Origin of the sequence: Nocardia sp. NBC_00403 (assembly GCF_036046055.1) — a bacterium.
Lineage (GTDB): Bacteria > Actinomycetota > Actinomycetes > Mycobacteriales > Mycobacteriaceae > Nocardia.
In genome coordinates, this window is the sequence record NZ_CP107939.1 from 2,124,811 (window position 1) to 2,149,169 (window position 24,359).

30 protein-coding genes are annotated in these 24,359 nt (G+C 65.8%); 20 read left to right on the forward strand and 10 right to left on the reverse strand.

Features of this window, described 5'->3' with window-relative positions; all coding sequences use genetic code 11:
* Window positions 1-31: 31 nt before the first annotated feature.
* Both OHQ90_RS09260 and OHQ90_RS09265 read left to right on the forward strand, forming a co-directional pair.
* Window positions 32-1,054, forward strand: coding sequence for an alpha/beta hydrolase (locus OHQ90_RS09260; RefSeq protein WP_442941451.1), 1,023 nt, complete (start codon window positions 32-34; stop codon window positions 1,052-1,054).
* Window positions 1,055-1,932: 878 nt separating this feature from the next.
* Complete coding sequence (locus tag OHQ90_RS09265; protein ID WP_328409121.1) at window positions 1,933-2,088, forward strand: hypothetical protein; 156 nt, start codon at window positions 1,933-1,935, stop codon at window positions 2,086-2,088.
* Window positions 2,089-2,174: 86 nt separating this feature from the next.
* On the opposite strand, the gene OHQ90_RS09270 is transcribed toward OHQ90_RS09265, so the two are convergent.
* Genes OHQ90_RS09270 through OHQ90_RS09290 form a run of 5 tightly spaced genes read right to left on the reverse strand, consistent with a single transcriptional unit; the run spans window position 2,175 to window position 4,490 of the window.
* Complete coding sequence (locus OHQ90_RS09270) at window positions 2,175-2,546, reverse strand: hypothetical protein (protein WP_328409123.1); 372 nt, start codon at window positions 2,544-2,546, stop codon at window positions 2,175-2,177.
* Window positions 2,547-2,575: 29 nt separating this feature from the next.
* Entirely contained in the window at window positions 2,576-3,025 is a 450-nt protein-coding gene (locus OHQ90_RS09275) for a roadblock/LC7 domain-containing protein (protein WP_328409125.1), read from the reverse strand.
* Window positions 3,022-3,822: a hypothetical protein gene (locus OHQ90_RS09280; protein ID WP_328409127.1), complete on the reverse strand. Its 801-nt coding sequence runs from the start codon at window positions 3,820-3,822 to the stop codon at window positions 3,022-3,024. Before OHQ90_RS09280 ends, OHQ90_RS09275 begins: the two co-directional genes overlap by 4 nt.
* Window positions 3,812-4,204: a hypothetical protein gene (locus OHQ90_RS09285; RefSeq protein ID WP_328409129.1), complete on the reverse strand. Its 393-nt coding sequence runs from the start codon at window positions 4,202-4,204 to the stop codon at window positions 3,812-3,814. Before OHQ90_RS09285 ends, OHQ90_RS09280 begins: the two co-directional genes overlap by 11 nt.
* A gap of 7 nt (window positions 4,205-4,211) precedes the next feature.
* Window positions 4,212-4,490 (reverse strand): hypothetical protein, encoded by a 279-nt coding sequence (locus OHQ90_RS09290; protein ID WP_328409130.1) that lies wholly within the window; start codon window positions 4,488-4,490, stop codon window positions 4,212-4,214.
* Between the two features lie 260 nt (window positions 4,491-4,750).
* Here OHQ90_RS09290 and OHQ90_RS09295 point away from each other — a divergent pair, with 260 nt between their 5' ends.
* Window positions 4,751-5,989, forward strand: a complete 1,239-nt coding sequence (locus OHQ90_RS09295; RefSeq protein ID WP_328412733.1) for an Nramp family divalent metal transporter — start codon at window positions 4,751-4,753, stop codon at window positions 5,987-5,989.
* 5 nt (window positions 5,990-5,994) lie between these two features.
* On the opposite strand, the gene OHQ90_RS09300 is transcribed toward OHQ90_RS09295, so the two are convergent.
* Both OHQ90_RS09300 and OHQ90_RS09305 read right to left on the reverse strand, forming a co-directional pair.
* Entirely contained in the window at window positions 5,995-7,020 is a 1,026-nt protein-coding gene (locus OHQ90_RS09300; protein WP_328409132.1) for an SDR family oxidoreductase, read from the reverse strand.
* A 729-nt stretch (window positions 7,021-7,749) separates the two neighbouring features.
* Window positions 7,750-8,553 (reverse strand): enoyl-CoA hydratase-related protein, encoded by an 804-nt coding sequence (locus tag OHQ90_RS09305; RefSeq protein ID WP_328409134.1) that lies wholly within the window; start codon window positions 8,551-8,553, stop codon window positions 7,750-7,752.
* Between the two features lie 165 nt (window positions 8,554-8,718).
* On the opposite strand from OHQ90_RS09305, the gene OHQ90_RS09310 reads away from it, so the two are divergent.
* The gene (locus tag OHQ90_RS09310; RefSeq protein ID WP_328409136.1) at window positions 8,719-9,939 is read left to right on the forward strand and encodes a TetR/AcrR family transcriptional regulator; all 1,221 of its coding nucleotides are present in this window, start codon (window positions 8,719-8,721) and stop codon (window positions 9,937-9,939) included.
* 1 nt (window position 9,940) lies between these two features.
* Here the strand turns inward: OHQ90_RS09310 and OHQ90_RS09315 are convergent, their stop codons facing one another.
* Window positions 9,941-11,443 (reverse strand): aldehyde dehydrogenase family protein, encoded by a 1,503-nt coding sequence (locus tag OHQ90_RS09315; RefSeq protein WP_328412735.1) that lies wholly within the window; start codon window positions 11,441-11,443, stop codon window positions 9,941-9,943.
* Window positions 11,444-11,812: 369 nt separating this feature from the next.
* Here OHQ90_RS09315 and OHQ90_RS09320 point away from each other — a divergent pair, with 369 nt between their 5' ends.
* The 3 genes from OHQ90_RS09320 to OHQ90_RS09330 are packed head-to-tail and all read left to right on the forward strand — an operon-like array spanning window position 11,813 to window position 14,528.
* A complete protein-coding gene (locus tag OHQ90_RS09320) occupies window positions 11,813-12,832 on the forward strand; it encodes an ATP-binding cassette domain-containing protein (protein WP_328409138.1) in 1,020 nt (339 codons plus the stop codon).
* A gap of 29 nt (window positions 12,833-12,861) precedes the next feature.
* Window positions 12,862-13,659, forward strand: coding sequence for an ABC transporter permease (locus tag OHQ90_RS09325; RefSeq protein WP_328412736.1), 798 nt, complete (start codon window positions 12,862-12,864; stop codon window positions 13,657-13,659).
* Complete coding sequence (locus tag OHQ90_RS09330) at window positions 13,656-14,528, forward strand: ABC transporter permease (RefSeq protein WP_328409140.1); 873 nt, start codon at window positions 13,656-13,658, stop codon at window positions 14,526-14,528. The genes OHQ90_RS09325 and OHQ90_RS09330 overlap by 4 nt, the downstream gene beginning before the upstream one ends.
* A 36-nt stretch (window positions 14,529-14,564) precedes the next feature.
* Here the strand turns inward: OHQ90_RS09330 and OHQ90_RS09335 are convergent, their stop codons facing one another.
* Entirely contained in the window at window positions 14,565-15,761 is a 1,197-nt protein-coding gene (locus OHQ90_RS09335; protein WP_328409142.1) for a lycopene cyclase family protein, read from the reverse strand.
* 116 nt (window positions 15,762-15,877) lie between these two features.
* Window positions 15,878-16,354, reverse strand: a complete 477-nt coding sequence (locus tag OHQ90_RS09340; protein WP_328409144.1) for a hotdog fold domain-containing protein — start codon at window positions 16,352-16,354, stop codon at window positions 15,878-15,880.
* Between the two features lie 522 nt (window positions 16,355-16,876).
* On the opposite strand from OHQ90_RS09340, the gene rpsJ reads away from it, so the two are divergent.
* The 13 genes from rpsJ (at window position 16,877) to OHQ90_RS09405 (ending at window position 24,336) form a co-directional block, all read left to right on the forward strand.
* On the forward strand, window positions 16,877-17,182 hold the full coding sequence (rpsJ, locus tag OHQ90_RS09345; protein ID WP_003938093.1) for a 30S ribosomal protein S10: 306 nt from the start codon (window positions 16,877-16,879) through the stop codon (window positions 17,180-17,182).
* Between the two features lie 14 nt (window positions 17,183-17,196).
* Entirely contained in the window at window positions 17,197-17,862 is a 666-nt protein-coding gene (rplC, locus tag OHQ90_RS09350; protein WP_328409146.1) for a 50S ribosomal protein L3, read from the forward strand.
* Window positions 17,859-18,533: a 50S ribosomal protein L4 gene (gene rplD, locus OHQ90_RS09355; protein ID WP_328409148.1), complete on the forward strand. Its 675-nt coding sequence runs from the start codon at window positions 17,859-17,861 to the stop codon at window positions 18,531-18,533. Before rplC ends, rplD begins: the two co-directional genes overlap by 4 nt.
* Window positions 18,530-18,835, forward strand: coding sequence for a 50S ribosomal protein L23 (gene rplW / locus OHQ90_RS09360; RefSeq protein WP_040686547.1), 306 nt, complete (start codon window positions 18,530-18,532; stop codon window positions 18,833-18,835). Before rplD ends, rplW begins: the two co-directional genes overlap by 4 nt.
* 33 nt (window positions 18,836-18,868) lie before the next feature.
* Window positions 18,869-19,708, forward strand: coding sequence for a 50S ribosomal protein L2 (gene rplB / locus OHQ90_RS09365; RefSeq protein WP_328409150.1), 840 nt, complete (start codon window positions 18,869-18,871; stop codon window positions 19,706-19,708).
* A gap of 18 nt (window positions 19,709-19,726) precedes the next feature.
* Window positions 19,727-20,008, forward strand: a complete 282-nt coding sequence (rpsS, locus tag OHQ90_RS09370; protein ID WP_019045020.1) for a 30S ribosomal protein S19 — start codon at window positions 19,727-19,729, stop codon at window positions 20,006-20,008.
* Window positions 20,005-20,406, forward strand: a complete 402-nt coding sequence (gene rplV, locus OHQ90_RS09375; protein ID WP_328409152.1) for a 50S ribosomal protein L22 — start codon at window positions 20,005-20,007, stop codon at window positions 20,404-20,406. The genes rpsS and rplV overlap by 4 nt, the downstream gene beginning before the upstream one ends.
* The gene (gene rpsC, locus OHQ90_RS09380; protein WP_328409153.1) at window positions 20,407-21,216 is read left to right on the forward strand and encodes a 30S ribosomal protein S3; all 810 of its coding nucleotides are present in this window, start codon (window positions 20,407-20,409) and stop codon (window positions 21,214-21,216) included.
* Window positions 21,217-21,219: 3 nt separating this feature from the next.
* The gene (rplP, locus tag OHQ90_RS09385; RefSeq protein ID WP_067519522.1) at window positions 21,220-21,636 is read left to right on the forward strand and encodes a 50S ribosomal protein L16; all 417 of its coding nucleotides are present in this window, start codon (window positions 21,220-21,222) and stop codon (window positions 21,634-21,636) included.
* The gene (gene rpmC, locus OHQ90_RS09390) at window positions 21,636-21,875 is read left to right on the forward strand and encodes a 50S ribosomal protein L29 (protein ID WP_328409156.1); all 240 of its coding nucleotides are present in this window, start codon (window positions 21,636-21,638) and stop codon (window positions 21,873-21,875) included. The genes rplP and rpmC overlap by 1 nt, the downstream gene beginning before the upstream one ends.
* Entirely contained in the window at window positions 21,872-22,141 is a 270-nt protein-coding gene (gene rpsQ, locus OHQ90_RS09395) for a 30S ribosomal protein S17 (RefSeq protein ID WP_328409158.1), read from the forward strand. The genes rpmC and rpsQ overlap by 4 nt, the downstream gene beginning before the upstream one ends.
* 179 nt (window positions 22,142-22,320) lie before the next feature.
* Window positions 22,321-23,532: an MFS transporter gene (locus OHQ90_RS09400; RefSeq protein WP_328409160.1), complete on the forward strand. Its 1,212-nt coding sequence runs from the start codon at window positions 22,321-22,323 to the stop codon at window positions 23,530-23,532.
* A gap of 309 nt (window positions 23,533-23,841) precedes the next feature.
* Entirely contained in the window at window positions 23,842-24,336 is a 495-nt protein-coding gene (locus tag OHQ90_RS09405) for an EXLDI protein (protein WP_328409161.1), read from the forward strand.
* The last annotated feature ends 23 nt before the right edge of the window (window positions 24,337-24,359 follow it).

The following is a 24,359-nucleotide window of genomic DNA, read 5'->3' on the forward strand; positions in this document are numbered from 1 at the left end:
GACTCGGCGCCGTGGCACGCGTGCCGCCGCGATGATCGCGGCCACCGCAGTTCTCGCGGGCGTCATGTCCGGATTCGGCACATCCACCGCGACGGCTGACCCGATCATCGAGCAGAAGGCTCTGCTCGCCAACCCGATCGCGGCCGACGGCTCGAAGATCGCGAAGGCCGAGTACAAGGACGCGCGCAGCATCCGCCTGACCGTGTTCTCGGCGGCGATGGACAAGAACGTCACCATCGACGTGCAGCGCCCTGCCGATGCGTCGGTGCCGCGGCCGACCCTGTACCTGCTCAATGGCGCGGGCGGCGGTGAGGACGACGCATCGTGGGTGGCCAAGACCGACGCGCTGAACTTCCTCGCCGACAAGAACGTCAATGTCGTGCAGCCCATCGGTGGCAAGTGGAGCTACTACACCGACTGGATCAAGGACGACCCGACGCTGGGCCGCAACAAGTGGAAGACCTTCTTCACCGAGGAGCTGCCGCCGCTGATCGACGGCGCGCTGGGCACCAACGGTGTGAATGCCATCGCCGGCCTGTCGACTTCGGGCACCACCGTGCTCGCCCTGCCGATCGCGAAGCCGGGTCTGTACAAGGCCGTCGCCGCCTACAGTGGCTGCGCCCAGACCAGTGACCCGGTCGGCTCGGAGTTCGTGAAGCTGACCGTGGAGACCTGGGGCGGCGGCAGCACCGACAACATGTGGGGCCCGGAGGGTTCGCCCGATTGGAAGGCCAACGACCCGTATGTGAATGCAGAGGGTCTGCGTGGTCTCGACCTCTACATCTCGACCGGCAACGGCCTGCCCGGCCAGTACGACCAGCTGAACAACCCCTACGCGCTGCCCGGCTCCTTCGGTCTGGCCAACCAGATCCTCATCGGCGGCGTGATCGAGGCGGGCACCAACTTCTGCACCCACAACCTCCAGGGCAAGCTGAACCAGCTGGGCATCCCGGCGACCTTCAACTTCCGCAACGGTGGCACCCACTCGTGGGGCTACTGGAATGACGAACTGCACGCCTCCTGGCCGGTCCTGGCCAAGGGCCTCGGCATCTGATTCCACCGCGCCGGCGGACCTGATCGAACCCGACCGCCTTGATTGTGTGAACCAACACAATCAAGGCGGTCGTTCCATATTCCACAGGTTGCGCAATGGCTGATTTCGCAGGTACCTGGGTAACTCCATGTACTCACATCGAATCAGCGTGCGATGGGTGTCGTTGTCAAGAGTTGGCAGCGTTGGGTGTTGCTGGTTCAGAGAGCCTCTGAGCTGCGGATACATTGAAATTCTGCCCAGTTCTGGCTGTGATATCGATTACTGGCGTTGGCGTGCGCGGGTGTCGTTGGTTGACGTCGGCCATTAAATGGCGGGTTTGATGACGAACCTCGACGGCCGGCCATCAGCCGTACCGGCACGAGCGATCGGACACATGCGACCGCCAGCCATGGATGGCGGTTCCCAGTTACTGTTGGCGGCTTGCCTTCGGCCGAGACTGCGTCGATCGTCTGATCTCTGGTGCGTGGTGGAGGCTCGTCCGGCCCGGTTGCCGCAGGGTGCACTACATGGACTGGTGGAGGACTTCCTGGCCGGGCATCCCGGAGAATCGTTCGACCCCAGCGCAATTGGGAAAGGTTTGAACCGTTCCAGCGGTGCTGTGGCGAATGCGTTTGTGCGGTCGACCGAGCGTGGGGTGGCGGTGCAGACCTGCGATGCCCCGCGCCGATACCGGGCAGTCGAGCAGGACTGACAGCATCTGCGGTGCCGGGGCGTAGATGCTCCGGCACCGTTGCTGTGTCGGCGTCGTGGTCATGTTCACTGCGGGCGCATCGGGTGACCGCTTCGGCCATCGGACCATGCTCGCAACGGGGCCCGGTTCCCGGACGCGGTCGGTGGCCTTCGCCATTTCCGCGGGCCCAGCTTCGGGGAGATGATGGATGCCCCTGATCGCCGGTGAACGGAACCCGAAAGTACTGGCGCAGATGGCGCGGTCGCGGATGCGCACCGAGATCGGCCAACTCGAGGAGGCGTTCAACGGGCAAGACAAGAGCCATGGTGGCCGTTCCATCGGGTGGGCTGCGCTACTACCGTGAGCGCGGAATCCGTGGCGAGGCTGCTGACCGTCGGGACACGCCGGGCGGCGAGTCGCCCGACAGTCAGCGCTCCGCGAGCGAGCGGATCACACCTCCAGGTCCCCCTCGATGCCCCTGAGGCGGTGCCGGGCCAGCGCGAGGTTCGCCCGGCCCCGGTCCAGGGCGAGGTAGAGGAACAGGCCTTGGGACTTACGGCCGGTCATCGGTCGGATGATGTGGTATTGGCCCGACAACGTGATGAGGATGTCCTCGATGGCCTCGTTGAGCCCCAGCTGCTCCATGGTGCGCAGCTTGGCGCGCACCACCTCGGTGTTGCCCGCGGCGGCGACCTGAAGGTCCAGGTCCTTGGAGCTGCCGAGCATCCCGAGCGCCATGCCGCTGTCGTAGTCGACGACGGCGGCTCCGATCGCGCCGTCGATCACCATCATCTCTTTCAGCGCCAGATCCATATCGGACATATCTGTACCTTTCGATCGGTGTTCGTTGCCTAGTCTTTTCCAGGGGCCGTCAGCTGGTCGGCGATCCTGCGCGCCACCGGGCGCGACTCCAGATGGAGCCGGCCGACGTTCACCTCAGGGCCCGCGAGCACGGTCAGCGAGGCCCAGCTCGCCGCGTAGACCACCACGTACCCGCCGGTGCCGCGCACCACGACGTCATAGAACCCGCCATCGTGCGCGGTGGCGGCCAGCCGGTGCGACAGCGCCAGCTGCGAAGCGGCCAGCGCGGCCATCCCGGAGGGCTCGATGTGCGAGGGCAAATCGTGGGCGATGAGCAGCCCGTCACTGGACGCCACCAGCGTGCCGATCAGCTGCGGGATGCGATCGTGCAGTGTCTTCAGCTCCGCCAGTACCACCGCGTTCGGTTCGGGTCCGGACATCGCCACCTTGGTCAACCTTCCCATCAGTGCGTGACCGAGCAGTTTCCTCCGCGCGGTCACGCGAGCTCCTCCAAAGCTGCCCGCAGACGGAAGAGCAGGGCCTTGTCAACTGGCTCCCATGCCGGTTCGGCAGCCGGCTCGGCCCGCCGCGTCCGGCGTCGGGGTAGCGGCTCGGACTCGGCGACTTCGCGAGCGGCCGCCACCGGCTCGGCTGTCTCGACCGGAGCGGGTGCCGCGACGGCCGGCTCGATCAGCCCCGCCACGGTCAGGTCCCGCACCGCTTTCAGGCAGCCATAAGTGGTGCGGCCGAGGTCGCGTGCGATCCCGGTGACGCTGCGCCGGGTGTCAGCGGCGGACAGCACCTCAGCCTGGCCACCGGTGAGCACCACGCGCTGTCGCCGCACGCGGCGGACAGGCACGACGGGGGCGCGGTCGACCAACGTCGCAGGCCACGGCCCAGACTCCGGATCGCCACGCCGCGCGCACTCGTGAACGAGCGCGCGCGGCGTGATCTGGCAGACCGGGGCGAGCCAGTGGGGCGGCGCGGGCTGGAATTCAGGGACGGCGGGCGAGGCCAGCAGAAAGTAGGCGGCATCGAACACCGACAGCAACACCAGAGTTTCCAGCCGTGGCCGTCCCAGCACATGGCCGGGATCCCCGTCTGCGGCCCGCCGCCAGTCCTCCGTGGTTGCCACACCGGCCTCCACGACAAGCCGGTCCAGCCCAGTCGTACGGCGGCAGTCGACGGATGCGATCGTGCCCTCGGCCAGATGAAACGCGCCGTCGCCCGCGCGCAACATGCCGGTACGCCTTTCCTTTTCGAGCCGTTGCAGTTCGACCGCGAGCTCAACGCTCATGACCGTCCTCGGTCAATTCGCGCAGAATTCCCCGGAGCTGGAACCGCGCCATCGCAAGATTCCCGGTGTCGTCGTCGAGCACGACGTGCATGAAAAGCCGGCCGTCGAAGTCGCCGTTCACCAGATTCAACAGGTGATACGCGCGGGTTCCGCAGACGATGATCTCGGTGACGTCGTCACCGTCGCGGTCGGTCGCCAACGCTGTGCAGCCGAGCACCGCGCGGACCACGTCGGTGGTGGTGGCGGCGGCCTCATGCTCGTCCACCAGATCGTGCCGACCTGCCGCGGCGATCGCCAGACCACTCGCTCCGTCCACCAACGTCACGCTGCGCGCACCGGGAATGTCCATGACACGTTGCAGACAGCCGTCGATACCGGTCACCGTGCTTCTAGCCTGCCTGTCGTGTGAAAATTTCAGCAAACCAGACGCTACATACTGTGCCGACTGATGTACAGAAAAAACCGGAAAACCATACTAAAAAATATATCTCCCCTGGGAACAGGCGGCGACTGGCGCCGGAGCCGCCGGACAAGAACTGCTGGACGTTGTCGGAACACGCCTGTGATACGACGCCGGGTGCGATGCGGCGGCTGATGGCGCGGGCATGGGCAGCGCCTTCACGCAGATCACCCCGTTGCTCTGCGAGCGAATCCAGCAACTCGTCCACACGCGCCAGACCAACGCACCGCGTCATTCAGCATCGCCCTACGCACATGTCAGTCGAATTCTTGACGAGTGGATAGCAATTGGCCACAGAACGCACGGTCCTGTCGGCGCCATGACCAGCGGCTATACGTTTAGAGAGCACACTGGTAACTCATCGGGCACGGGCCGACCCGACCGGTAGCCGCCGACGACATCGGATGGGCGGACCAGACTAACCAAAAAGTTTGGTAACCCGTAAAATTCTCTTCTGTGAGTACAACCCTGGCCGAGTCGGCGCGCACCGCGTCGCAGCGGGCGAGATCCGTCAGTGTCTTGCTCGGTCCGGCATTCGTAGCTGCCATCGCTTATGTCGATCCAGGAAATGTGGCGTCGAATATCAGCGCGGGCGCGCAGTTCGGATACCTGCTCGTGTGGGTCATCGTGATGGCCAACGTGATGGCCGGGCTGGTGCAGTTCCTATCCGCGAAGCTGGGGTTGGTCACCGGCATGTCGCTGCCGGAGGCGGTGCGGGACAAGGCGAGTCGCCCGGTCCGGCTCGCGTATTGGGGTCAGGCGGAGACCGTCGCGATGGCGACCGATCTCGCCGAAGTGGTCGGCGGCGCGATCGCGCTGAAGCTGCTGTTCGGGCTGCCGCTCGTGGTCGGTGGCGTGATCACCGGTGTGGTCTCGATGGGACTGCTGGTGGTGCAGGACCGGCGCGGACAGCGGCCGTTCGAGCGGGTCATCACCGGCTTGCTCGCCATCATCGCCATCGGCTTCCTCGCCAGCGTGGTGATCTCGCCGCCCTCGGCGTCCGGCACGATCGGTGGCCTGCTGCCACAATTCCAGGGCGCCGAGAGTGTGCTGCTCGCGGCGGCCATGATCGGTGCGACCGTGATGCCGCACGCGGTGTACCTGCACTCCGGGCTGGCCAGGGACCGGCACGGCCACCCAGAGCCCGGCCCGCTGCGGGTCCGGCTGCTGCGGGTCACCAAATACGATGTCGGACTCGCCATGGTGCTGGCGGGGACGGTCAATCTGGCGATGCTGCTGATGGCCGCGAACACCCTGCGCGGCCGCGAGAATGTCGACACCCTCGAGGGTGCCCACGCCGCGGTCGGCGAGGTCCTCGGTCCCGTCGCCGCGCTGCTGCTGGCGATCGGCCTGCTGGCCTCGGGCCTGGCCTCCACGTCGGTCGGTGCCTATGCCGGCGCGATGATCATGGAAGGCCTACTGCGCCGCAAGATTCCACTGCTCATGCGTCGCCTGGTGACCCTGATCCCCGCGATCACCATCCTCGCTATAGGCATCGACCCCACTCGCGCCCTGATCATCTCGCAGGTCGTGCTGTCCTTCGGTATTCCGTTCGCGCTGATCCCGCTCGTCCGCTTCACCAGCGACCGCGTCCTGATGGGCGCCGACGTCAACCATCGCGTGACGACAGCGCTCGCCTGGCTGGTCGCGATCGTCATCAGCCTGCTCAATGTGGCGCTGATCTACCTGACGGTCACCGGCAACTGAGCCGCTCAGGCCCAGTTCTCGATCCAGTATTTCCAGATCAGCGGGGCATAGGCGGCCAGCGGCGGCACCTTGATATCGGTGCCGCTGAGCGCGGCGGTGGTGTGGCGGCAGTCGAACCAGCAGGTGAATTCGCTGTGCTCCAACACATCCAGTGGGACGCCGACGCGGGGGAGCAGCCATCTGGTGCCCGGCACCCGCAGCATCATGTTCAGGGTGCGTTTGGGCATCACCTCCACCAGGTGCGGCGCCCCGGCCTCGTCGGCGAACAGGTTCAGCGCCTCGACCGCACTCTGCCTGCGCGGATCGACGAGGTGGTAGGTCATCGGCGTCGAACCCGGCTGGTGGGCAAGGTGATCCAGGGCGCGGGCGACGAAGTCGACCGGCACCATATTGGTTTCGCCGAGCTTCGGCACCAGCACCGGCAGGATTCTCGGCAGCTGCGCCGCCATCCGCAGTAGCCGGAAGAAGTAGTAGGGCCCGTCGATCCGGTCGATCTCGCCGGTGCGGGAGTGGCCGACCACGATCGGCGGCCGATAGATACGCCAGTTCAGCGCGGACTCGCGCACGATCCGCTCGGCCTCGAACTTGGCCCGCTGCATCGGCGTTGTCAGCACCTGACCCTCGTCGAACATGTCCTCGGTGAAAAGGCCCGCGCACGAGCCTGCCACCTCCACTGTCGAGACATGATGCAGCAGACCGGCTTTCAGGTCCTCCGCGACATCGACCACGTGCCTGGTGCCGCCGCCGCGCGCGGTCAGGTCGTAGCTGGATGCCAGATGGAAGACCTGATCGATCGATCCGCGGTGCTCGGCGAGCCACGTCGGATCGATGCCGAGTCCGTCGGCGCCGAGGTCGCCGCGGACCGGCCGCACCCGGTCGCCGCCGTCCCACTGGCGGGCGCAGCAGGCATACCGCGCGGCCGAGTCGGCGCCGGGCCGGACAAGCACATGGATATCACCCTCGCGTTCGAGCAGCGCGGGGATGAGGAACCGACCGATGAACCCAGTTGCTCCGGTAACCAGGTAAGTCATAGCCGATGAACATAGTCGCCCCGCTTGTTCGGTTCACCGCCGGGACGGTCACACGGCATCCAAATAAATCGCACGCTCAGCTACCGACGCCGCATTCGGCACGATGACACCGTCTTAGCGCAGCGAGACCCAGCCCCAGAGCGTACGGCCCGTCTCGTACCGGCAGCGCCCGAGGCGCGTCCACCAAACTCGCAAGATCCCCACAGACGCGCCTACTCGGCACGATGACGCTTTTCGAGCGCAGTGAGACCCAGCACTTAGAGTTCGCGGCCAGGCCCACCTCCGCAGCCGCCGAAGTGCGTCCACCAAGGTCGCAAGATCCCACAGACGTGCTCATTCGGCGCGATGACGCATTTCGAGGGCAGCGAGACCCAGCCCCAGACCTAGCAGCCGTTCCCCACCCTCACAACAGCCGAAGCGCAACCACCAAAGTCGCAAGCTCAACCCCCACTCGGCACGATGACACCTTCCGAGCGAAGCGAGACCGAGCACCAGAGTTCGGGGCGTATCCCACCTCTGCAGCCGCCTAATCGCCTAAACCAAAGCTCAGCTACCGACGCCCCCACTCGGCACGATGATGTCTTCCGAGCGAAGCGAGACCGAGCACTAGAGTTCGCGGCCCGTCTCGCTTCCGAGCCGTCGAAGCGCATGCGACGAAGTCGCGAGTCTCGACGGCTCGGAAGCGAGACCAAGGGGGCCGCGAACACGCAGCGCCGCAGGCGCTGCAAATTAGATACCGAAGACCGGCTTGCGCTTGGTGAGCATCGCGGTCGCACCTTCGAAGAAGTCGGGGGACTGCAGGAGCTCGGTCTGGCCGGCCTTCTCGGCCGCGAGCGACGCGTCGAGTCGGGTCAGGGTCGCCGCGTTGAGCGCCTTCTTGGTGAGCTCGAGGGCGCGCCTCGGGCCCGCAGCGATCTTCGCCGCGGCAGCCTCCACTGTCGCGTCCAGTTCGTCGGCAGCGAGCACCGCGGTGAACAGGCCGGCTGCTTTGGCCTGTGGTGCGGGCAGCCGCTCGCCGAGCAGCGCCATCTCGGCCGCGAGCGGGCGTCCCGCGGCCGCGGCGACCAGCGCGGCGGCGCCGCCGTCGGGCATCAGGCCGATATTGATGAAGGCGAGCAGCAGGTAGGACTCCTCGCTGGCGTAGACGAGGTCGGCGGCAAGTGCGATGCCGACACCGACGCCCGCTGCCGCGCCCTTGACTCGCGCGATAACCGGAATAGGTGCATCCACAATGGCTTTCACGAGTCGGTTGGCCGCATCCATCACCTGGTCGGAGGTGATGCCACGCTGCGCCTCCGACGCGGTCGCCGCCAGATCGGCGCCGGTGCAGAAGTCGGCGCCCGCACCGGTCAGTACGATTACCCGGACCGAGGCGTCCTCGGCGGCGGCAAGGAAGGTATCCCCGAGCGCGACCATCGTGTCGTAGTCGATGGCGTTCTTTCGCTTGGGCTTGGTGATGGTCACTCGGAGCACCTTGCCGTCGTGGACGGCCGAGAAACCTGCAGGAGTAGTTGCGGAATCGGCGTTGCTCATGTGGTGCTCCTGGTCTGGAATTCGGTGGACCGGTTCTTGCGAGCCATCTGCAAGCAATCGCTTCGGATAGCCATGAATACTGGTTAACTTTGCGAATTGTGGTTAACTTAGGTTGATTTGTCCGGCGCTGTCAACCAGCGGCGCCGTCGGAGAACGGAGAGGTACATGGTCGCGGATCGCAGCGAGGTACATCTCGCTTCCGTGCGGCCTGATGCCGGCCAGTCGGTGCGGCGGCGTCCGAAGGATCGCAAGGTGCAGATCATCAGGGCGGCCGCGCGCGCGTTCAGCGAACGCGGGTACTACCCGGTCGGCGTCGACGAGATCGCGGCCGAGGTCGGGATCTCCGGGCCCGCGCTGTATCGACACTTCCGCAATAAGTACGCGCTGCTCGTCGCGGCCGCGGAGGAGGGCGCCCGGCATCTGCTGAAGGTCGCCGAGGCCGCGGACGATCCGCAACAGGAGCCTGCCCGGCGGCTGGACGCCCTGATCAGGGCGATGAGCGAACACACCATCGACATTCGGCGCGAGGCGGGGCTGTACCGCTGGGAGCGGCGCTACCTCGAGCAGGCCGACCGGATTCGGATCCGGAAGATCTACGACGATCTCAACGCGACGGTGGCGGCGCCGATCGCGCTACTGCGGCCGACCGCACCACCCGAGGATGTGGCGATGCTCGCTGCCGCGGTGCTCAGCGCGATCGCCAGCGTCTCCGCGCACCGCACCGCGTTGTCCACCACCCGGCTGCTGCCGTTGCTGCACGACATGTGCTGGTCGATTCTGCGTGCCGAACTGCCGCCCGCACCGCAGCAGCGCAATCCCGGCCCCGCCACCCGTGGCCTTCCAGTCACTTCGAAACGCGAACAGTTGCTCACCGAGGCGATCCGGATCTTCGGCAGGCAGGGCTATCACGAAGCCAGTATCGAGGAGATCGGCGCGGCTGTCGGCATCAACGCCTCCAGTGTGTACCGGTACTTCACCAGCAAGTCCGACCTGCTCGCCGCGGCTTTCCACCGCACCGGAGACCGGGTCGCCATTGCGATCACCGAGGCGCTGGCCGAGGCGACAAGCCGTCCGGACGCGGTCCGGCGCATCGCCTTCGGCTACGCCAGGCTCACCTTCTCGATGCCCGAGATCATGCCGGTCTACTACGCCGAGTTCAGCAATCTGCCGCAGGCCGAGCAGCACAAACTGCGCGCTATTCAGCGTCAGAACGTCCTGGAATGGGCCAACCTGCTGGACGGAGACCCCGTCGAGGCGCGCTTCCGGGTGCACGCCGCGATCGGCCAAGTGATCGATGTCGGCAGGCTGACCAAGTTCGACTCGCGCCCCGAACAACTGGCCCGCGTCTGTGCGCTGATGGAAGCGGTGCTCCTCAGCGCGAGCTGAGTCAGCCCATGCGCCGGTGACGGACCCGGAAGATGGCCTTGGCCACGCGGAGATCGCGGCGATGGCGGTCGAAGGTCGAAAGATTAACCGGCGCCTGGTAGCGCTTGCGCGCGATGGCCAGCGTCCGGCTGAACTCGCGCAGACCCTGGTCGCCGTGGTGGTGGCCCTGGCCGTATTCCCCGACCCCGCCGATCGGCAGCGCCGGAATCCCGGCGTAGGCGGTCGAGGAATTGACAGTCACAACGCCGACTCTGAGCTGCTCGGCGAACGCTTCGGCGCCGTGCACGTCGCGAGTGAATACCGAGACCGCGACACCGTTGCCGACTGCGTTGATGCGTTGCACTGCCTCGTCCACATTCGCCACTTTGTTGACGATCAGCACCGGCCCGATGCCCTCGCCGGTGATCGCGACGCTCTCCTCCGGCACGTCGGCGAGCACGATGGGCTCGATGTAGGGCTCGCGGATCGACTCCAGCCCGCCGACCACCGCCCTGCCGCCGCGGGCCAGCGCGTCGCGGACCTGTTTGCGCACCACATCGACCTGCGACTCCAGAATCATCGGGCCGTAGGACGCCCGCTTATCCGCGCCGGGTCGCAGCCGCCGTGCCTGATCGGCCACCAGTTCGAGGAAATGTTCGTAGACCGAGCTCGCAACGTAGGCGCGCTGGATGCCGTTGGCATTCTGGCCCGCATTGGCCATGGCGCCGAACACCGCGGCCTCCGCGGCGTCGTCGAGCTTCGCGTCGACATGGACGATCATGGCGCCCTTGCCGTTGCGCTCGACGACGACCGGCGTCATCGTCTGCCCGCACAGCGAGATCACCTCACGCGCACCCGCGTCGGAGCCCGCGTACGCGATCTTGTCCACCTTGGTCCGACACAGGGCGGCGTCGGTTCCGTGGTCGCCGGTAACCACCTGCAGCACAGGTTGATTCGGGGCGAGTCGGCTCCAGCTCTCGGCCAGCCACACGCCGACGCCGGTGGTGAGCTCGTTCGGTTTGAACACCACCGTATTGCCCGCTGCCATCGCATAGGCGATCGAACCCATCGGGGTGAACACCGGGTTGTTCCACGGCCCGAGCACCCCGACAACGCCGAGCGGCAGATAGCCAACGGAGGCCCGCTGATTGCGGGTCAGCCAGGTGGACCCCAGGCGGCGCCGGTCCAGTACGCGGGCGGCATTACGTGCCGCCCAGTCCAGGTTCTCGACGGCGAGCATCACCTCGATTGCCGCGTCCGCCTCCGGTTTTCCGGTCTCCTCGCACAGGATTTCCACCAATTCGCCTGCCCGCCTGGCAATGCTGCGTTTCCAGTCGAGCAGCCAGCGTTTGCGTCCGCTGAATCCCAGTTCGGCCCACCACTTTTCGGCCGATCGGGCCGCACGCACCGTGCGGTTCAACTCGCCGGTGCCCATGACGGCGTAATTCCCGACGACTTCGCCGGTGCGCGGGTCGAAGGACGTCAGCACGTTCGATCGGCCCGATCGCTGCGCGGTCTCGGCCATGGTCACCTCCCGCAGAGTCGATCCGGCACAGACGCTTCGGGGAGAAGCAGCGCCGCCGCCGACGAATGAGTGCGTGTGTCCCCCGAGTAGCAGACTATGGTCGCCGCGGCGGCCCGACAAGGCGCTGTCGCCACCCCTGTGCTGTCCCGGACGGCCGAGACCTGCATCAACCCAGCGCCGAGCCGATCGTCCACCGTTAATGTGAGCAAGCACACAGTTGGATGCGCGGTCCTGTGGGTATCGCGCCGGCGACCGATCGCGGATCGACGTGCCGGTAACATCGCGCCAGGCGCTACGGATCACCAACCCGGACGTACTTGTGCGTGCGTGCCGACGACCTGGCCGCCCCCGGCCGATAGTGGAGAGTTGATGCCGAGCTTGAACAAAGCAGATTCACACCCCGACGATGCCGTGTCTGTCACCAGCGAGGTCCGGGATACCGAGTATGCGGTCGTCGTGGACGATGTCCGGAAATCGTTCGGTGACGTGCACGCGCTGCAAGGTGTCAGCTTCCGCGCCGAGCGGGGGAGCGTGCTCGGCATTCTCGGTCCGAACGGCGCGGGCAAGACCACCGCGGTGAAGATCCTGTCCACGCTGCTGCGCCCGGACTCGGGTACCGCGACCATCGCCGGGCACGACATCCGTAAGGACCCGGCCGCGGTGCGCCGATCGATCATGATGACCGGTCAGTACGCCGCGCTCGACGAACACCTGTCCGGCCGCGAGAACCTGGAACTGTTCGGCCGCCTGATGGGGCTGGGCAAATCCGCCGCCCGCAAGCGTGCCGATGTACTGCTGGAGGAATTCGACCTCGTCGGTGCGGGCCGCAGGCCGGTGCACGGCTACTCCGGTGGCATGCGCCGCCGCGTCGACATCGCCTGCGGTCTGGTGGTGCGGCCCGAGGTCGTGTTCCTCGACGAGCCCACCACCGGCCTCGACCCACGTAGTCGCCAGGGTGTCTGGGATCTGGTGACCGCGTTGCAGAACCAGGGCATCACGGTGCTGCTGACCACGCAGTACCTCGAAGAAGCCGATGTGCTCAGCGACAACATCATCGTCATCGACAAGGGCCTGGTGATCGCCGAGGGCACGGCCGACGAGCTCAAGGCCAAGACCGGCGGCAGCTATTGCGAGGTCGTTCCGCTGGATCCGAAGAAACTGAACAACGCCGCGGCCGCGCTCGGTGATCTGGTACCCGCCGCGGTGCTCGCCGAAATCAATGGCGGCGACCGGATCTCCATACCGGCCCCCGAAGGCGCCGCCACGCTCACCGAAGCGCTGCGCAGGCTCGACGCCGCGGGTATCGACCTGGCCGATATCGCACTACGGCGGCCCTCCCTCGATGATGTCTTCCTGTCCATCACCGGTCATTCGGGTGGCACGGCGTGACGGCTTCCACCGCGGAACGAGATGTCGACATCGAGGCGTCGGCGCTGTTCGCCGAGCTACCCACCGGCAGGCTGTCGTCTTTCGCGCAGTGGCGTGCCCTGACCGGCCGCATCGTCAGGACGATGGTGATGAAAGGCGAGCTGGCCGTCGCCATCGTCACCCCGCTGGTGTTCACCGTCGGTTTCTATCTGCCGCTGCGCTATGTGATGAAGGTGTTCCAGGGCATCGATTACGCACAGTTCGTGATGCCGATCATCGTGTTGCAGACCATGGCCTTCACCATGATGTCGAACGCGCAGCTGGCCGCACTCGAGTCGATGACCGGGTTCACCACTCGACTGCAGACCATGCCGATCGGCAAGTTTGTTCCGTTGACGGCGCGGATCAGCGCCGGCATGGTCCGTTCGGTCACCTCGTTGACCGCGGCGCTGGTCTTCGGTCACATGATCGGCTTCCGTTTCGTCGCAGGACTCGGTCAGGCCGTGCTCTTCTGCGTGTTCTCGTTTGCGATCGGGACCGTGCTCGCGATCGGCGCCGACACGCTCGGCAGCTTCAGCAAGAACCCGGAATCGCTGAGCCAGGCACTGACACTGCCCACCCTGATCTTCGGCATGCTCTCCTGCGGGTTCGTTCCGGAAAAGAGCTTCCCCGAATGGATCCAGCCGTTCGTGCGCAATCAGCCGATCTCGCAGTTCTCCTTCGCGTTGGCCGACATGGCCCACGGCGGGGTGACGTGGCAGGTGCTGTGGGTTCCATTGGTGTGGCTGAGCGGGCTCGCGATCGCGTTCGTCCCGTTGGCGGTCTGGGCAAGCGTGAGGCGGGCATGAGTTCAGCAGAGGCAACCATGACCCATCCGGTCATCGACGATATCGAGTCGGCAAGCAATTCCCCGCTTCCCGTGGTGACTGCCAGATCCGAACGCGCGCTGAGCACCTGGGCGGTGCACAGTCTGATCCAGTGCAAGCGATTGCTGCTGACCTGGGCGCGTGACCCGTCGACCACCATCCAGACCCTGATCTATCCGGCGCTCTCGCTGCTGATGTTCCGAATTGTGCTCGGTAAACCGATCACCACGGCCACCGGTATCCCGAGCATCTACGGCCAGGTCGCGATGATGACACTCATCGCGGCGATGACCGGCGCCGTGGTCAGCGCAATCGGATTCAAGACCGAAAAGGCCACCGGTCTGCTCGGCCGTTTCTGGACGATGCCGGTGCACCGGGCCGCGGGCCTGACCGGGCGGATACTTGCCGAGGCCGTTCGCGTCTTCCTCACCACCCTGTTCGTCGTCGCAGTCGGTGTGGTCATCGGCTTCCGCTTCGGGCAGGGGCCGCTGGCCGGCATCGCATTGATCGGAATTCCGGTGCTGTTCGGAATCGGCTTCGCTGTACTGATCACCACGCTGGCGACAATCACCGAAGGCGTCCTGCTCATCGGCCTCATCGGCACCGTGAATACCCTGCTGATGTTCTTCAACTCGGGCTTCGTCCCGGTCTTCGCCTACCCGGTCTGGCTGCAGAGCACGGTCGAGAATCAACCCATGAGCTGTGCCGTCGATGCTATGCGCGGCCTGTCGTATGGCGGGCCGGTGGCCGAACCCCTCATGAAGAGCCTCGCCTGGAGCATCGGCCTGATCGTGGTCTTCGCCTATCCCGCGATTCGCGGATACCGCCGCGCGGCCGAAACCGGTCGCTGACCACTGTCATCGAAGGGCGCGTCCGGTGGCTCGCAGCTACCGGACGCGCCCTTCTGTGCGTTCCGACGACTCGGTGAACGGGTAGTCGACCCAGCGATTCCGATTGGTCCAGCCGACGAGGTCATAGCGCCAACGGAAGGGCCAGGTATGCGCGACGGTGTTGAACAGGATCGCGCCGAGCGCGGTGTAGTCGGCGTGGGCCGAGAGCAGGGCGCGTTGGCCGCGCAGTGACGCGGTGAAGAAGGCGTCGAACATCGAGATGGACTGTTCGGTGGTCAGGCGGCCGAGGCTGAATAGGCCGCGCATACGCATCCAATAGGTCAGCCGGGCCTGCCACGGCCATAGTTCGGCGATGGGGTCGCGGCCCTGCTGGAGTGCGCTGACCGCGGTGTCGACGAGGGCAAGGGAATCGGCGACGCTGTATCCGGTGCACGGGTGCATCATGCCGCCGCGCGATCCGAACGGAATCGCTTGCGCCGTCCCCTTTTTCGGTGGCGGCTGGTCGAGCGGATAGTGCGCGGCCTCGCTCGGCTCCGCGCCGGTGAGGGTGATCCCGTGTAGGGCCAGCCTGTTCAGGGTGCGCTTGCGCAATTCGTGCTGTGGCATGCCGCCGCGCAGGCCGAGGCTGGTTTCCTCGAAGATCACGGTGTCGTTGCCGAGCGGGACGGCATAGAGGAACGAGGGCGGCTCGTCCGGTCCCGCGCCGTTTTCCGGCCGCCAATCCAGCAGCAGTCCTTCGCCGTCGGCGACCATCGGTGCCGCGGTCTCGGCGTCGACGAAGATGCCGTGCGCGCTCGCGGCGCGGCGCCGTCCGAGCGCGGGCAGCCCGCGAGTATCGAAAACCATTGCAGCCCTGAGGATTGTGCCGTCGGCGAGCTCGGCCTCGTTGGCATCGACCCTGGTGGCCCGGCCTGCGATCACGGTGGCGTCGTCGAGTGGCAGCGCAGCGCGCAGGCCGGTCTTCGACAGCACGCAATAGGGGCGTTCGATGCGATGCTCGGTGCTGGTCCAGACGGTCGGTGCGGCGATCCTCGTGGCAATCGCGCTGGGCGGCAACCACTCCGGCAACTCGTCGATCCAGCAGGAGAAGGTGGGCGGCCACAGCCGGTCGGGTCGCGGGTCGACCGCGGTGACCCGCAGCCCGGCCCGCATCGCGCGGTGTGCCAGCGCCCGGCCGGTCGGGCCGAGCCCGACCACACAGAGATCGACATCCCGGCCGGCGCTGACACTCATACCGGCATTCAAACCGCGCGGCCACGCCGATGCAACTGTCTGCGACACCGATCACCGTGTTTCCCGAGGCGGCCGTCGCCATCCTCGGGAAACGCGGTGCCGAATGCGATCGCCTGCTACTTCGGGGTGACCCAGGTGGTGATGTCGGCGTGCACGACCTCGAGCCCGTTCTTGTCGTAGATCGAGACGGGCACGATCAGATCCTGGCCCTCGGTGATCCGAGTGAAGTCCGGAATCTCCGGCAGCTTCGCGACTGCACGCAGCCCGGTCTCCGCCTTGGCCAGGTACTGGACGTTCATGGCCTTCGGGATCCAGCGGTGCGTGCCCGGCACCGTCGCCTCGCTGAGCATTCCCATCGCCACCTCGGCCAGGTTGCACGCCGCGATGGCGTGATAGGTGCCCAGATGGTTGTGGATGCCGAACCACTTCGGCGAGGTCACCTCGCACAGTCCGGGCTCCAGCCGCACCACGCTCGGCAGCACCGTGCCGAAGTACGGCACCCGCGCGACCATGCCGAGGGAGAACAGCGCGTGCCCGAGCCGGTTGTCCGGCAGCTTCTTCCAGCCGCGGTAGGTGGCGGTCTCTTTTGTCATGCCCGTATCTTACTCATAAGTAAGTTCTCGGACGGTAGGGTCCGGACACCTGGATTTCGCGGCACGATCGACTCGGGGGCGCGCCCGGGATTCGCGGTCTGACCTGCGCTGTGGGCGGCCGGTGGTGTTGTGCGGGGGGTGGATTTGAAGTCATCGGCGGCGTCGGGCATACTGTTCGGGTTGCCTTGCACCGGGCCATGCCTGTTCCTCGGGTTGTGGTGGGTGGCGAGGCGAGCAGTACCCAATCGTGTACCTCGCTGGATTCCAGCGTGGGTACGTCCGGGACAGTGTTCCGAAGCCTGAGGTGAATTTCGATTCCGGGGCAGAGGAATGAGCGGATGGGCGACACGCCCGACCGCGTGGACCGGAGAACCATGACAGATGAACAGCGGCGAGGATCGGGCGTGCCCGGTCGCGATCTCTTAGCGAGACGTCTTCGTGTGTTCGGGCTGTGCAAATTGAGGGTGGTACGGAAGCCAGCTTCCGGATCACGAAGGAAAAGCGGAGAAAAGGACACTTAGCGTGGCGGGACAGAAGATCCGCATCAGGCTCAAGGCCTACGACCACGAAGCGATCGACGCCTCAGCGCGCAAGATCGTGGAGACGGTGACCCGCACCGGGGCCCGTGTCGTCGGGCCGGTGCCGTTGCCGACCGAGAAGAACGTGTACTGCGTCATCCGTTCGCCGCACAAGTACAAGGACTCGCGCGAGCACTTCGAGATGCGTACGCACAAGCGGCTGATCGACATCCTCGACCCGACGCCGAAGACGGTTGACGCGCTCATGCGCATCGACCTGCCGGCCAGCGTCGACGTCAACATTCAGTGACGGGGACTCGAGACATGACTGATAACAAGAACAGGCCAGCGGCCGGCATCCTGGGCACCAAGCTCGGCATGACCCAGGTGTTCGACGACAAGAACCGCGTCGTTCCCGTGACCGTCATCAAGGCCGGACCGAACGTCGTTACCCAGATTCGCACCGTGGAGCGCGACGGCTACAGCGCCGTCCAGGTCGCTTTCGGCGCCATCGACCCGCGCAAGGTGAACAAGCCGGTCTCCGGTCAGTTCGCCAAGGCCGGTGTCACCCCGCGTCGCCACGTCGCCGAAATCCGCGTTGCGGATGCTTCCACCTTCGAGGTCGGCCAGGAGCTGACTGCCGAGGTGTTCGAAGAGGGCGCGTACGTGGACGTGACCGGCACCAGCAAGGGCAAGGGCTTCGCAGGCACCATGAAGCGCCACGGCTTCGCCGGTCAGGGCGCCTCGCACGGTGCGCAGGCCGTGCACCGCCGCCCGGGTTCCATCGGTGGTTGCGCCACCCCCGGCCGCGTGTTCAAGGGCATGCGGATGTCGGGCCGGATGGGCAACGATCGCGTCACCACGCAGAACCTGTCGGTTCACAAGGTGGACGTCGAGAACGGCTTGCTGCTGATCAAGGGAGCGATCCCGGGTCGTCGCGGCAACGTCGTCGTCGTCAAGAGCGCCGTGAAGGGTGGTGCACACGCATGACAAGCCTGGAGAAGAAGACCAATCTGACGCTTCCGGTCAAGGAACTGGGCGGCAAGACCAATGGCACCGTCGAACTCCCCGCGGAGATCTTCGACGCGACCGCCAACATCTCGCTGATGCATCAGGTTGTCGTCGCGCAGCTTGCCGCGGCCCGTCAGGGTACGCACGCCACCAAGACCCGCGGTGAAGTCCGCGGTGGTGGCAAGAAGCCGTACCGGCAGAAGGGCACCGGCCGCGCCCGTCAGGGCTCGACCCGCGCGCCGCAGTTCGTCGGTGGTGGCACGGTCCACGGCCCGCAGCCGCGTGACTACAGCCAGCGCACCCCCAAGAAGATGATCCGCGCTGCACTGCGTGGAGCACTTTCGGACCGTGCGCGCAACGAGCGCATCCACGTGATCACCGAACTGGTTGCCGGGCAGGACCCGTCGACCAAGACGGCCAAGAGCTTCCTCGCGGAGCTTTCGGACCGCAAGAAGTTCCTCGTCGTCCTCGGACGCGAAGATCTGGCGGCCTGGAAGAGCGTGCAGAACCTCGAGTTCGTGCACCCGATCGCGCCGGATCAGCTCAACACCTACGACGTGCTGGAAAGCGACGAAGTGGTGTTCAGCGTCGAGGCCTTGAACGCCTTTGTGCACGGCCCCGCCGAAGCTGCACAGGAGGAGAGCAAGTGACCACCATCGCCGACCCCCGCGACATCCTGCTGGCGCCGGTCATCTCGGAGAAGTCCTACGGACTGATCGAGGAAGGCACCTACACCTTCATCGTGCACCCGGACTCCAACAAGACGCAGATCAAGATCGCCGTCGAGAAGGTTTTCGGCGTGAAGGTGACCAGCGTCAACACCGCCAACCGTCAGGGCAAGCGCAAGCGGACCCGCTTCGGTTACGGCAAGCGCAAGGACACCAAGCGCGCGCTCGTGACCATCTCGGCCGACAGCAAGCCCATCGAGATCTTCGGAGGCCCGGTCGCGTAAGCGCCTGGGAATCCAGAAAGTAGAGAAGAACTCATGGCAATCCGTAAGTACAAGCCGACAACCCCCGGTCGCCGTGGCTCGTCCGTCTCGGACTTCGCCGAGATCACTCGGTCGACCCCCGAGAAGTCGCTGATTCGCCCGCTGCACAGCAAGGGTGGTCGTAATGCGCATGGTCGCATCACCACTCGGCACCGCGGTGGCGGCCACAAGCGTGCCTACCGTCTGATCGACTTCCGTCGACTGGACAAGGACGGCATCCCGGCCAAGGTCGCTCACATCGAGTACGACCCGAACCGGACCGCCAACATCGCGCTGCTGCACTACGTGGACGGCGAGAAGCGATACATCATCGCGCCCAAGGGCATCCAGCAGGGCACCCCGATCGAGTCCGGCCCCACGGCCGACATCAAGCCGGGTAACAACCTGCCGCTGCGCAACATCCCGACCGGTACCACGATTCACAACGTGGAGCTGCGTCCGGGCGGTGGCGCGAAGATGGCCCGCTCCGCAGGCTCCAGCATCCAGCTGCTCGGTAAGGAAGGCCCGTACGCCACGCTGCGTATGCCCTCCGGTGAAATCCGTCGCGTCGACGTGCGCTGCCGCGCCACCGTCGGCGAGGTCGGCAACGCCGAGCAGTCGAACATCAACTGGGGCAAGGCCGGCCGTATGCGCTGGAAGGGTCGCCGCCCAACCGTCCGTGGTGTCGTCATGAACCCGGTCGACCACCCGCATGGTGGTGGTGAGGGCAAGACCTCCGGTGGTCGTCACCCGGTCAGCCCGTGGGGTCAGCCGGAAGGCCGCACCCGCAAGCCCAACCGCCCGAGCGACAAGCTCATCGTTCGCCGCCGCCGCACCGGCAAGAACAAGCGATAACAAGGAGGGAGTTAGAGAATGCCACGCAGTCTTAAGAAAGGCCCGTTCGTCGACGACCACCTCCTTGCGAAGGTGGACGTGCAGAACGAGAAGGGCACGAAGCAGGTCATCAAGACCTGGTCGCGTCGTTCCACGATCATCCCCGACTTCATCGGTCACACCTTCGCCGTCCATGACGGTCGCAAGCACGTGCCGGTGTTCGTCTCGGACAACATGGTCGGGCACAAGCTCGGCGAGTTCGCGCCGACCAGGACGTTCAAGAGCCACGTCAAGGACGACCGGAAGAGCAAGCGGCGATGACGACTGAAACTCAGAACCCGACGGCTCGCGCGACGGCCAAGCACGTTCGCGTGACCCCGATGAAGGCTCGCCGTGTCGTGGACCTGGTCCGCGGCAAGCGAGTCGAGGACGCACTGGCGATCCTGAAGTTCGCGCCGCAGGCCGCGAGCGAGCCGGTTGCCAAGGTCGTGGCGAGCGCCGCGGCGAACGCCGAGAACAACCTCGGCCTCAACCCGGCCACGCTCGTTATCTCGACGGCTTTCGTCGACGAGGGCGCGACCATGAAGCGGTTCCAGCCGCGTGCACAGGGTCGGGCGTTCCGGATCCGGAAGCGCACCAGCCACATCACCATCGAGGTCGAGAGCGTGCCCACCGCCGGTGGATCCACTCGTAACCGCCGGAAGGGAGGGGCAAAGTAAATGGGACAGAAAATCAACCCCCATGGCTTCCGCCTCGGTATCACCACCGACTGGAAGTCGCGTTGGTACGCGGACAAGCAGTACGCGGAATACGTGAAGGAAGACGTCCAGATCCGCAAGCTCCTCGCCACCGGCATGGAGCGGGCAGGAATCTCGAAGGTCGAGATCGAGCGCACCCGTGACCGGGTTCGCGTCGACATCCACACCGCGCGTCCCGGCATCGTCATCGGTCGCCGTGGCGCCGAGGCCGACCGCATCCGTGCGGAGCTGGAGAAGCTCACCAAGAAGCAGGTGCAGCTGAACATCCTCGAGGTGAAGAACGCCGAGTCGGATGCGCAGCTCGTTGCCCAGGGTGTGGCCGAGCAGCTGTCCAACCGTGTGGCGTTCCGTCGTGCGATGCGTAAGGCCATCCAGTCGGCCATGCGTTCGCCGAACGTCAAGGGCATCCGCGTGCAGTGCTCGGGCCGCCTCGGTGGCGCCGAAATGTCGCGCTCGGAGTTCTACCGTGAGGGTCGGGTTCCGCTGCACACGCTGCGTGCGGACATCGACTACGGCCTGTACGAGGCCAAGACCACCTTCGGTCGTATCGGTGTGAAGGTCTGGATCTACAAGGGCGACATCGTCGGTGGCAAGCGTGAGGTCACGGCTTCGGCCGCGCCCGCGGCCGGCGACCGCCGCGAGCGTCGTGAGCGGCCGAGCCGCCCGCGTCGGTCCGGTTCAGCCGGTACCACCGCGACCAGCACTGAGGCCGGGCGTGCAGCCACCGCCACTGCGGTTGCCGACGCTCCGGCAGAAAAGCAGGAGGGCTGACGCATGTTGATGCCACGGAAGGTCAAGCACCGGAAGCAGCATCACCCGGGTCGTTCCGGAATGGCAAAGGGCGGCACGTCGGTCGCGTTCGGTGAATACGGCATCCAGGCTCTCGAGCCCGCCTACGTCACCAACCGGCAGATCGAGTCGGCTCGTATCGCGATGACCCGCCACATCAAGCGTGGCGGCAAGATCTGGATCAACATCTACCCGGATCGCCCGCTCACCAAGAAGCCTGCCGAGACCCGCATGGGTTCCGGTAAGGGTTCGCCGGAGTGGTGGATCGCGAACGTCAAGCCCGGTCGCGTGATGTTCGAAATGAGTTACCCCAATGAGGAGACCGCTCGCGAGGCCCTGCGCCGCGCGATGCACAAGCTCCCGATGAAGTGCAGGATCGTGACAAGGGAGGAGCAGTTCTGATGGCTACCGGAACACCGGCCGCAGAGCTCCGCGAGCTCACCGAAGAGGAGCTCGTCGCCCGCCTGCGTGAGTCGAAGGAAGAGCTGTTCAACCTGCGCTTCCAAATGGCGACGGGTCAGCTGGACAACAACCGTCGGCTGCGCGTCGTTCGTCACGAGATCGCGCGGATCTACACGGTCATGCGTGAGCGCGAGCTCGGTCTGGCCACGGCACCCGCTGGCAAGGGAGATGCGGCATGAGCGAGAAGCAGGAAGAGCGCAACAGCCGCAAGGTACGTGTCGGCTACGTTGTCTCGGACAAGATGAACAAGACGATTGTCGTCGAGCTGGAAGACCGTAACCGGCACAAGCTCTACGGCAAGATCATTCGCACCACCTCCAAGGTGAAGGCGCATGACGAGAACGAGATCGCCGGTGTCGGTGACCGCGTTCAGCTGATGGAGACCCGTCCGCTGTCGGCCACCAAGCGCTGGCGTCTGGTCGAGGTCCTCGAGAAGGCCAAGTAAGCCCTATCTCGAGAAACTGAGTTCCACCGGTCGAAGGCCCGCTTCCCGTTCGGGAGGCGGGCCTTCGTCGTTGTTACGGCAGTCGCTCGGGCGCGTTGCCGCACAATCTTTTCCGGAAACCCGATGGTGATGGAAAAATTGCTGGCGCGCTGACCGGCGGGCGTGCAAGGCTCGATGGGGTGCGGTCCTATCGGGAGGTCCTTTCCAGCTCCGCGGTGCGCAATGTGCTACTGCTGGGTGCGCTGGTTCGAATCCCGTTCTTCGCCGGGTCCGTGCTGCTCGCGTTGCATGTCGTGCAGACGCTGCACGGCTCCTACGTTCAGGCGGGCCTGCTGAGTGCGATCGTCACCGTCTGCGTCGCGGTGAGTGGACCCTGGCGCGGCAGGTTTCTCGATCGGCTGGGGCTGCGGCGCACGATCCTGCCTTCGATCCTGGTCGGTGCCGTGTGCTGGTCCTTCGCGCCGTTCGTCGACTACGTTCCGCTGCTGGTGCTCGCCGCGGTCGCGGGACTGTTCGACATTCCGGTCTTCACGGTGGTGCGCCAGGCCGTCATCGCGGCCACGACCGAGCAGAACCGGCAGCCCGCGCTCGCATTGGAATCGGTGTCGGTGGAGGCCGCGTTCATGGTCGGGCCGGTGCTCGGTGTCGGCGCCACTGCGGTCTGGTCCACCACCGTCGTGTTGTTCTGTGTGCAGATGTGCCTGGTGCTCGCGGGCTTTCTGGTGTGGCTGCTGAATCCGCCGTTGCGGTCTGCCGACGAGGATTGCTCGGACGCGAGTCCGGTTGCGCGACGCGCCTGGTTCCGTATCGAATTCGTGGCGCTGTGTGTCGGCGCGTGCGCCGCCGTAGCAGTGCTCGCGGGCTCCGAGCTGACTTTCGTCTCCGCCATCCGAGAGTTCGGTGCGCAGCGCTGGCTCGGCGTGATCCTGGCGATCTGGGGCTTCGGCTCATTGGTCGGCGGCCTCGTCTACGGGCTACTGCGCCGGCGTATTTCGACGTTTCTGCTACTCGCGGGCCTCGGCGCGACAACCATCCCGATGGCTTTCGCCGGTGGCCCGGTGTTCCTCGGTGCGGCGGGCTTGTTCGCCGGCCTGCTGTGCGCACCGACCCTCACCGCATCCGTCGACCAGTTGAGCCGGATCGTGCCCGAATCCGGTCGCGGTGAGGCCATCGGCTGGCACGGCGCGGCAATGACTCTCGGCAACGGCGTCGGTAGTTCGGTCGCGGGCATCGCTATCGACGCGGGCGGCTACGCCGCAGGCTTCGGCGCGTCCGCGGCCCTCGGGCTCATCCCCGGGGTGGGACTGGCGCTGCTGGTCCGTGTCGCGTTGCGGCACAGCGCAATACGGCAGCAGGAGTCTGCGCGCCGAGCCTTCGAGAAGACCACCTGAACCCCAGCGCTCCTGCGTCCCGGTTCCGAACCAGCAGCGTGAGTGGCACATGGCTGCGGCAAAAACCGTGAGAGCCCACCATGGTGTGCCACTCGTGGGTCGAGGACGCGTGGCTCGGGGCGGCTGGTTGCGTGGCAGGGTTGCTTTATACGTATACATCTACTTATAGTAGGTCCAGGCGGAATGCTGGGTGATTCGAAGGTTGGCCTTCCGGAAAACAGCAGATCAATGAGCCGCGACGGGGTCGATGGGTGCCGCCGTTGGTACTTCGATGCACATTTGCGCATTGATTCATGAAATGAGGGGAATATGTCCACTGATACGCAGAAGCTGTCCAGTGCCGCATCCGAGGAGCAGTCGGTGGCCGAGGGGATCGACCTGCACAAGGGTGCTGCGGAGGAGTTCGTCGAGGTGGTGCTGAAGGTCGGGCCCGGTGGTGCCAGGCGGCAGCGCTTCTTCGGTCGGCTCGTCGGGGAATCGCGGCAGTACAGCAAGTCCGGGATCGAGACGGTTCGGGTCTATCTGAGCCGTAAGGGCAAGTATGTGGTGCATGTTCAGCGGTCGGAATGGTCGGACCTCGCCGAGTCGACCGACTGGTTCAAAGACTGGAAGAACTGGAAGAACTGGCGCGGGATGCTCGGCGCCGACGGGTCGGGTCGTGGTGACTTCACCGTCGAGGTGGTGGACTCGCTCGCACAGTTGCGCGACCGGGTGCCGGAGAAGATCTACCGCATGCTCGCCGACGTGACCGAGCACCCGTATTCCCAAGATCTCGCGTCTGAACTGCCAGGGTCTGACCGTTAAAGTCTCGAAAGGACTTCTCCGAC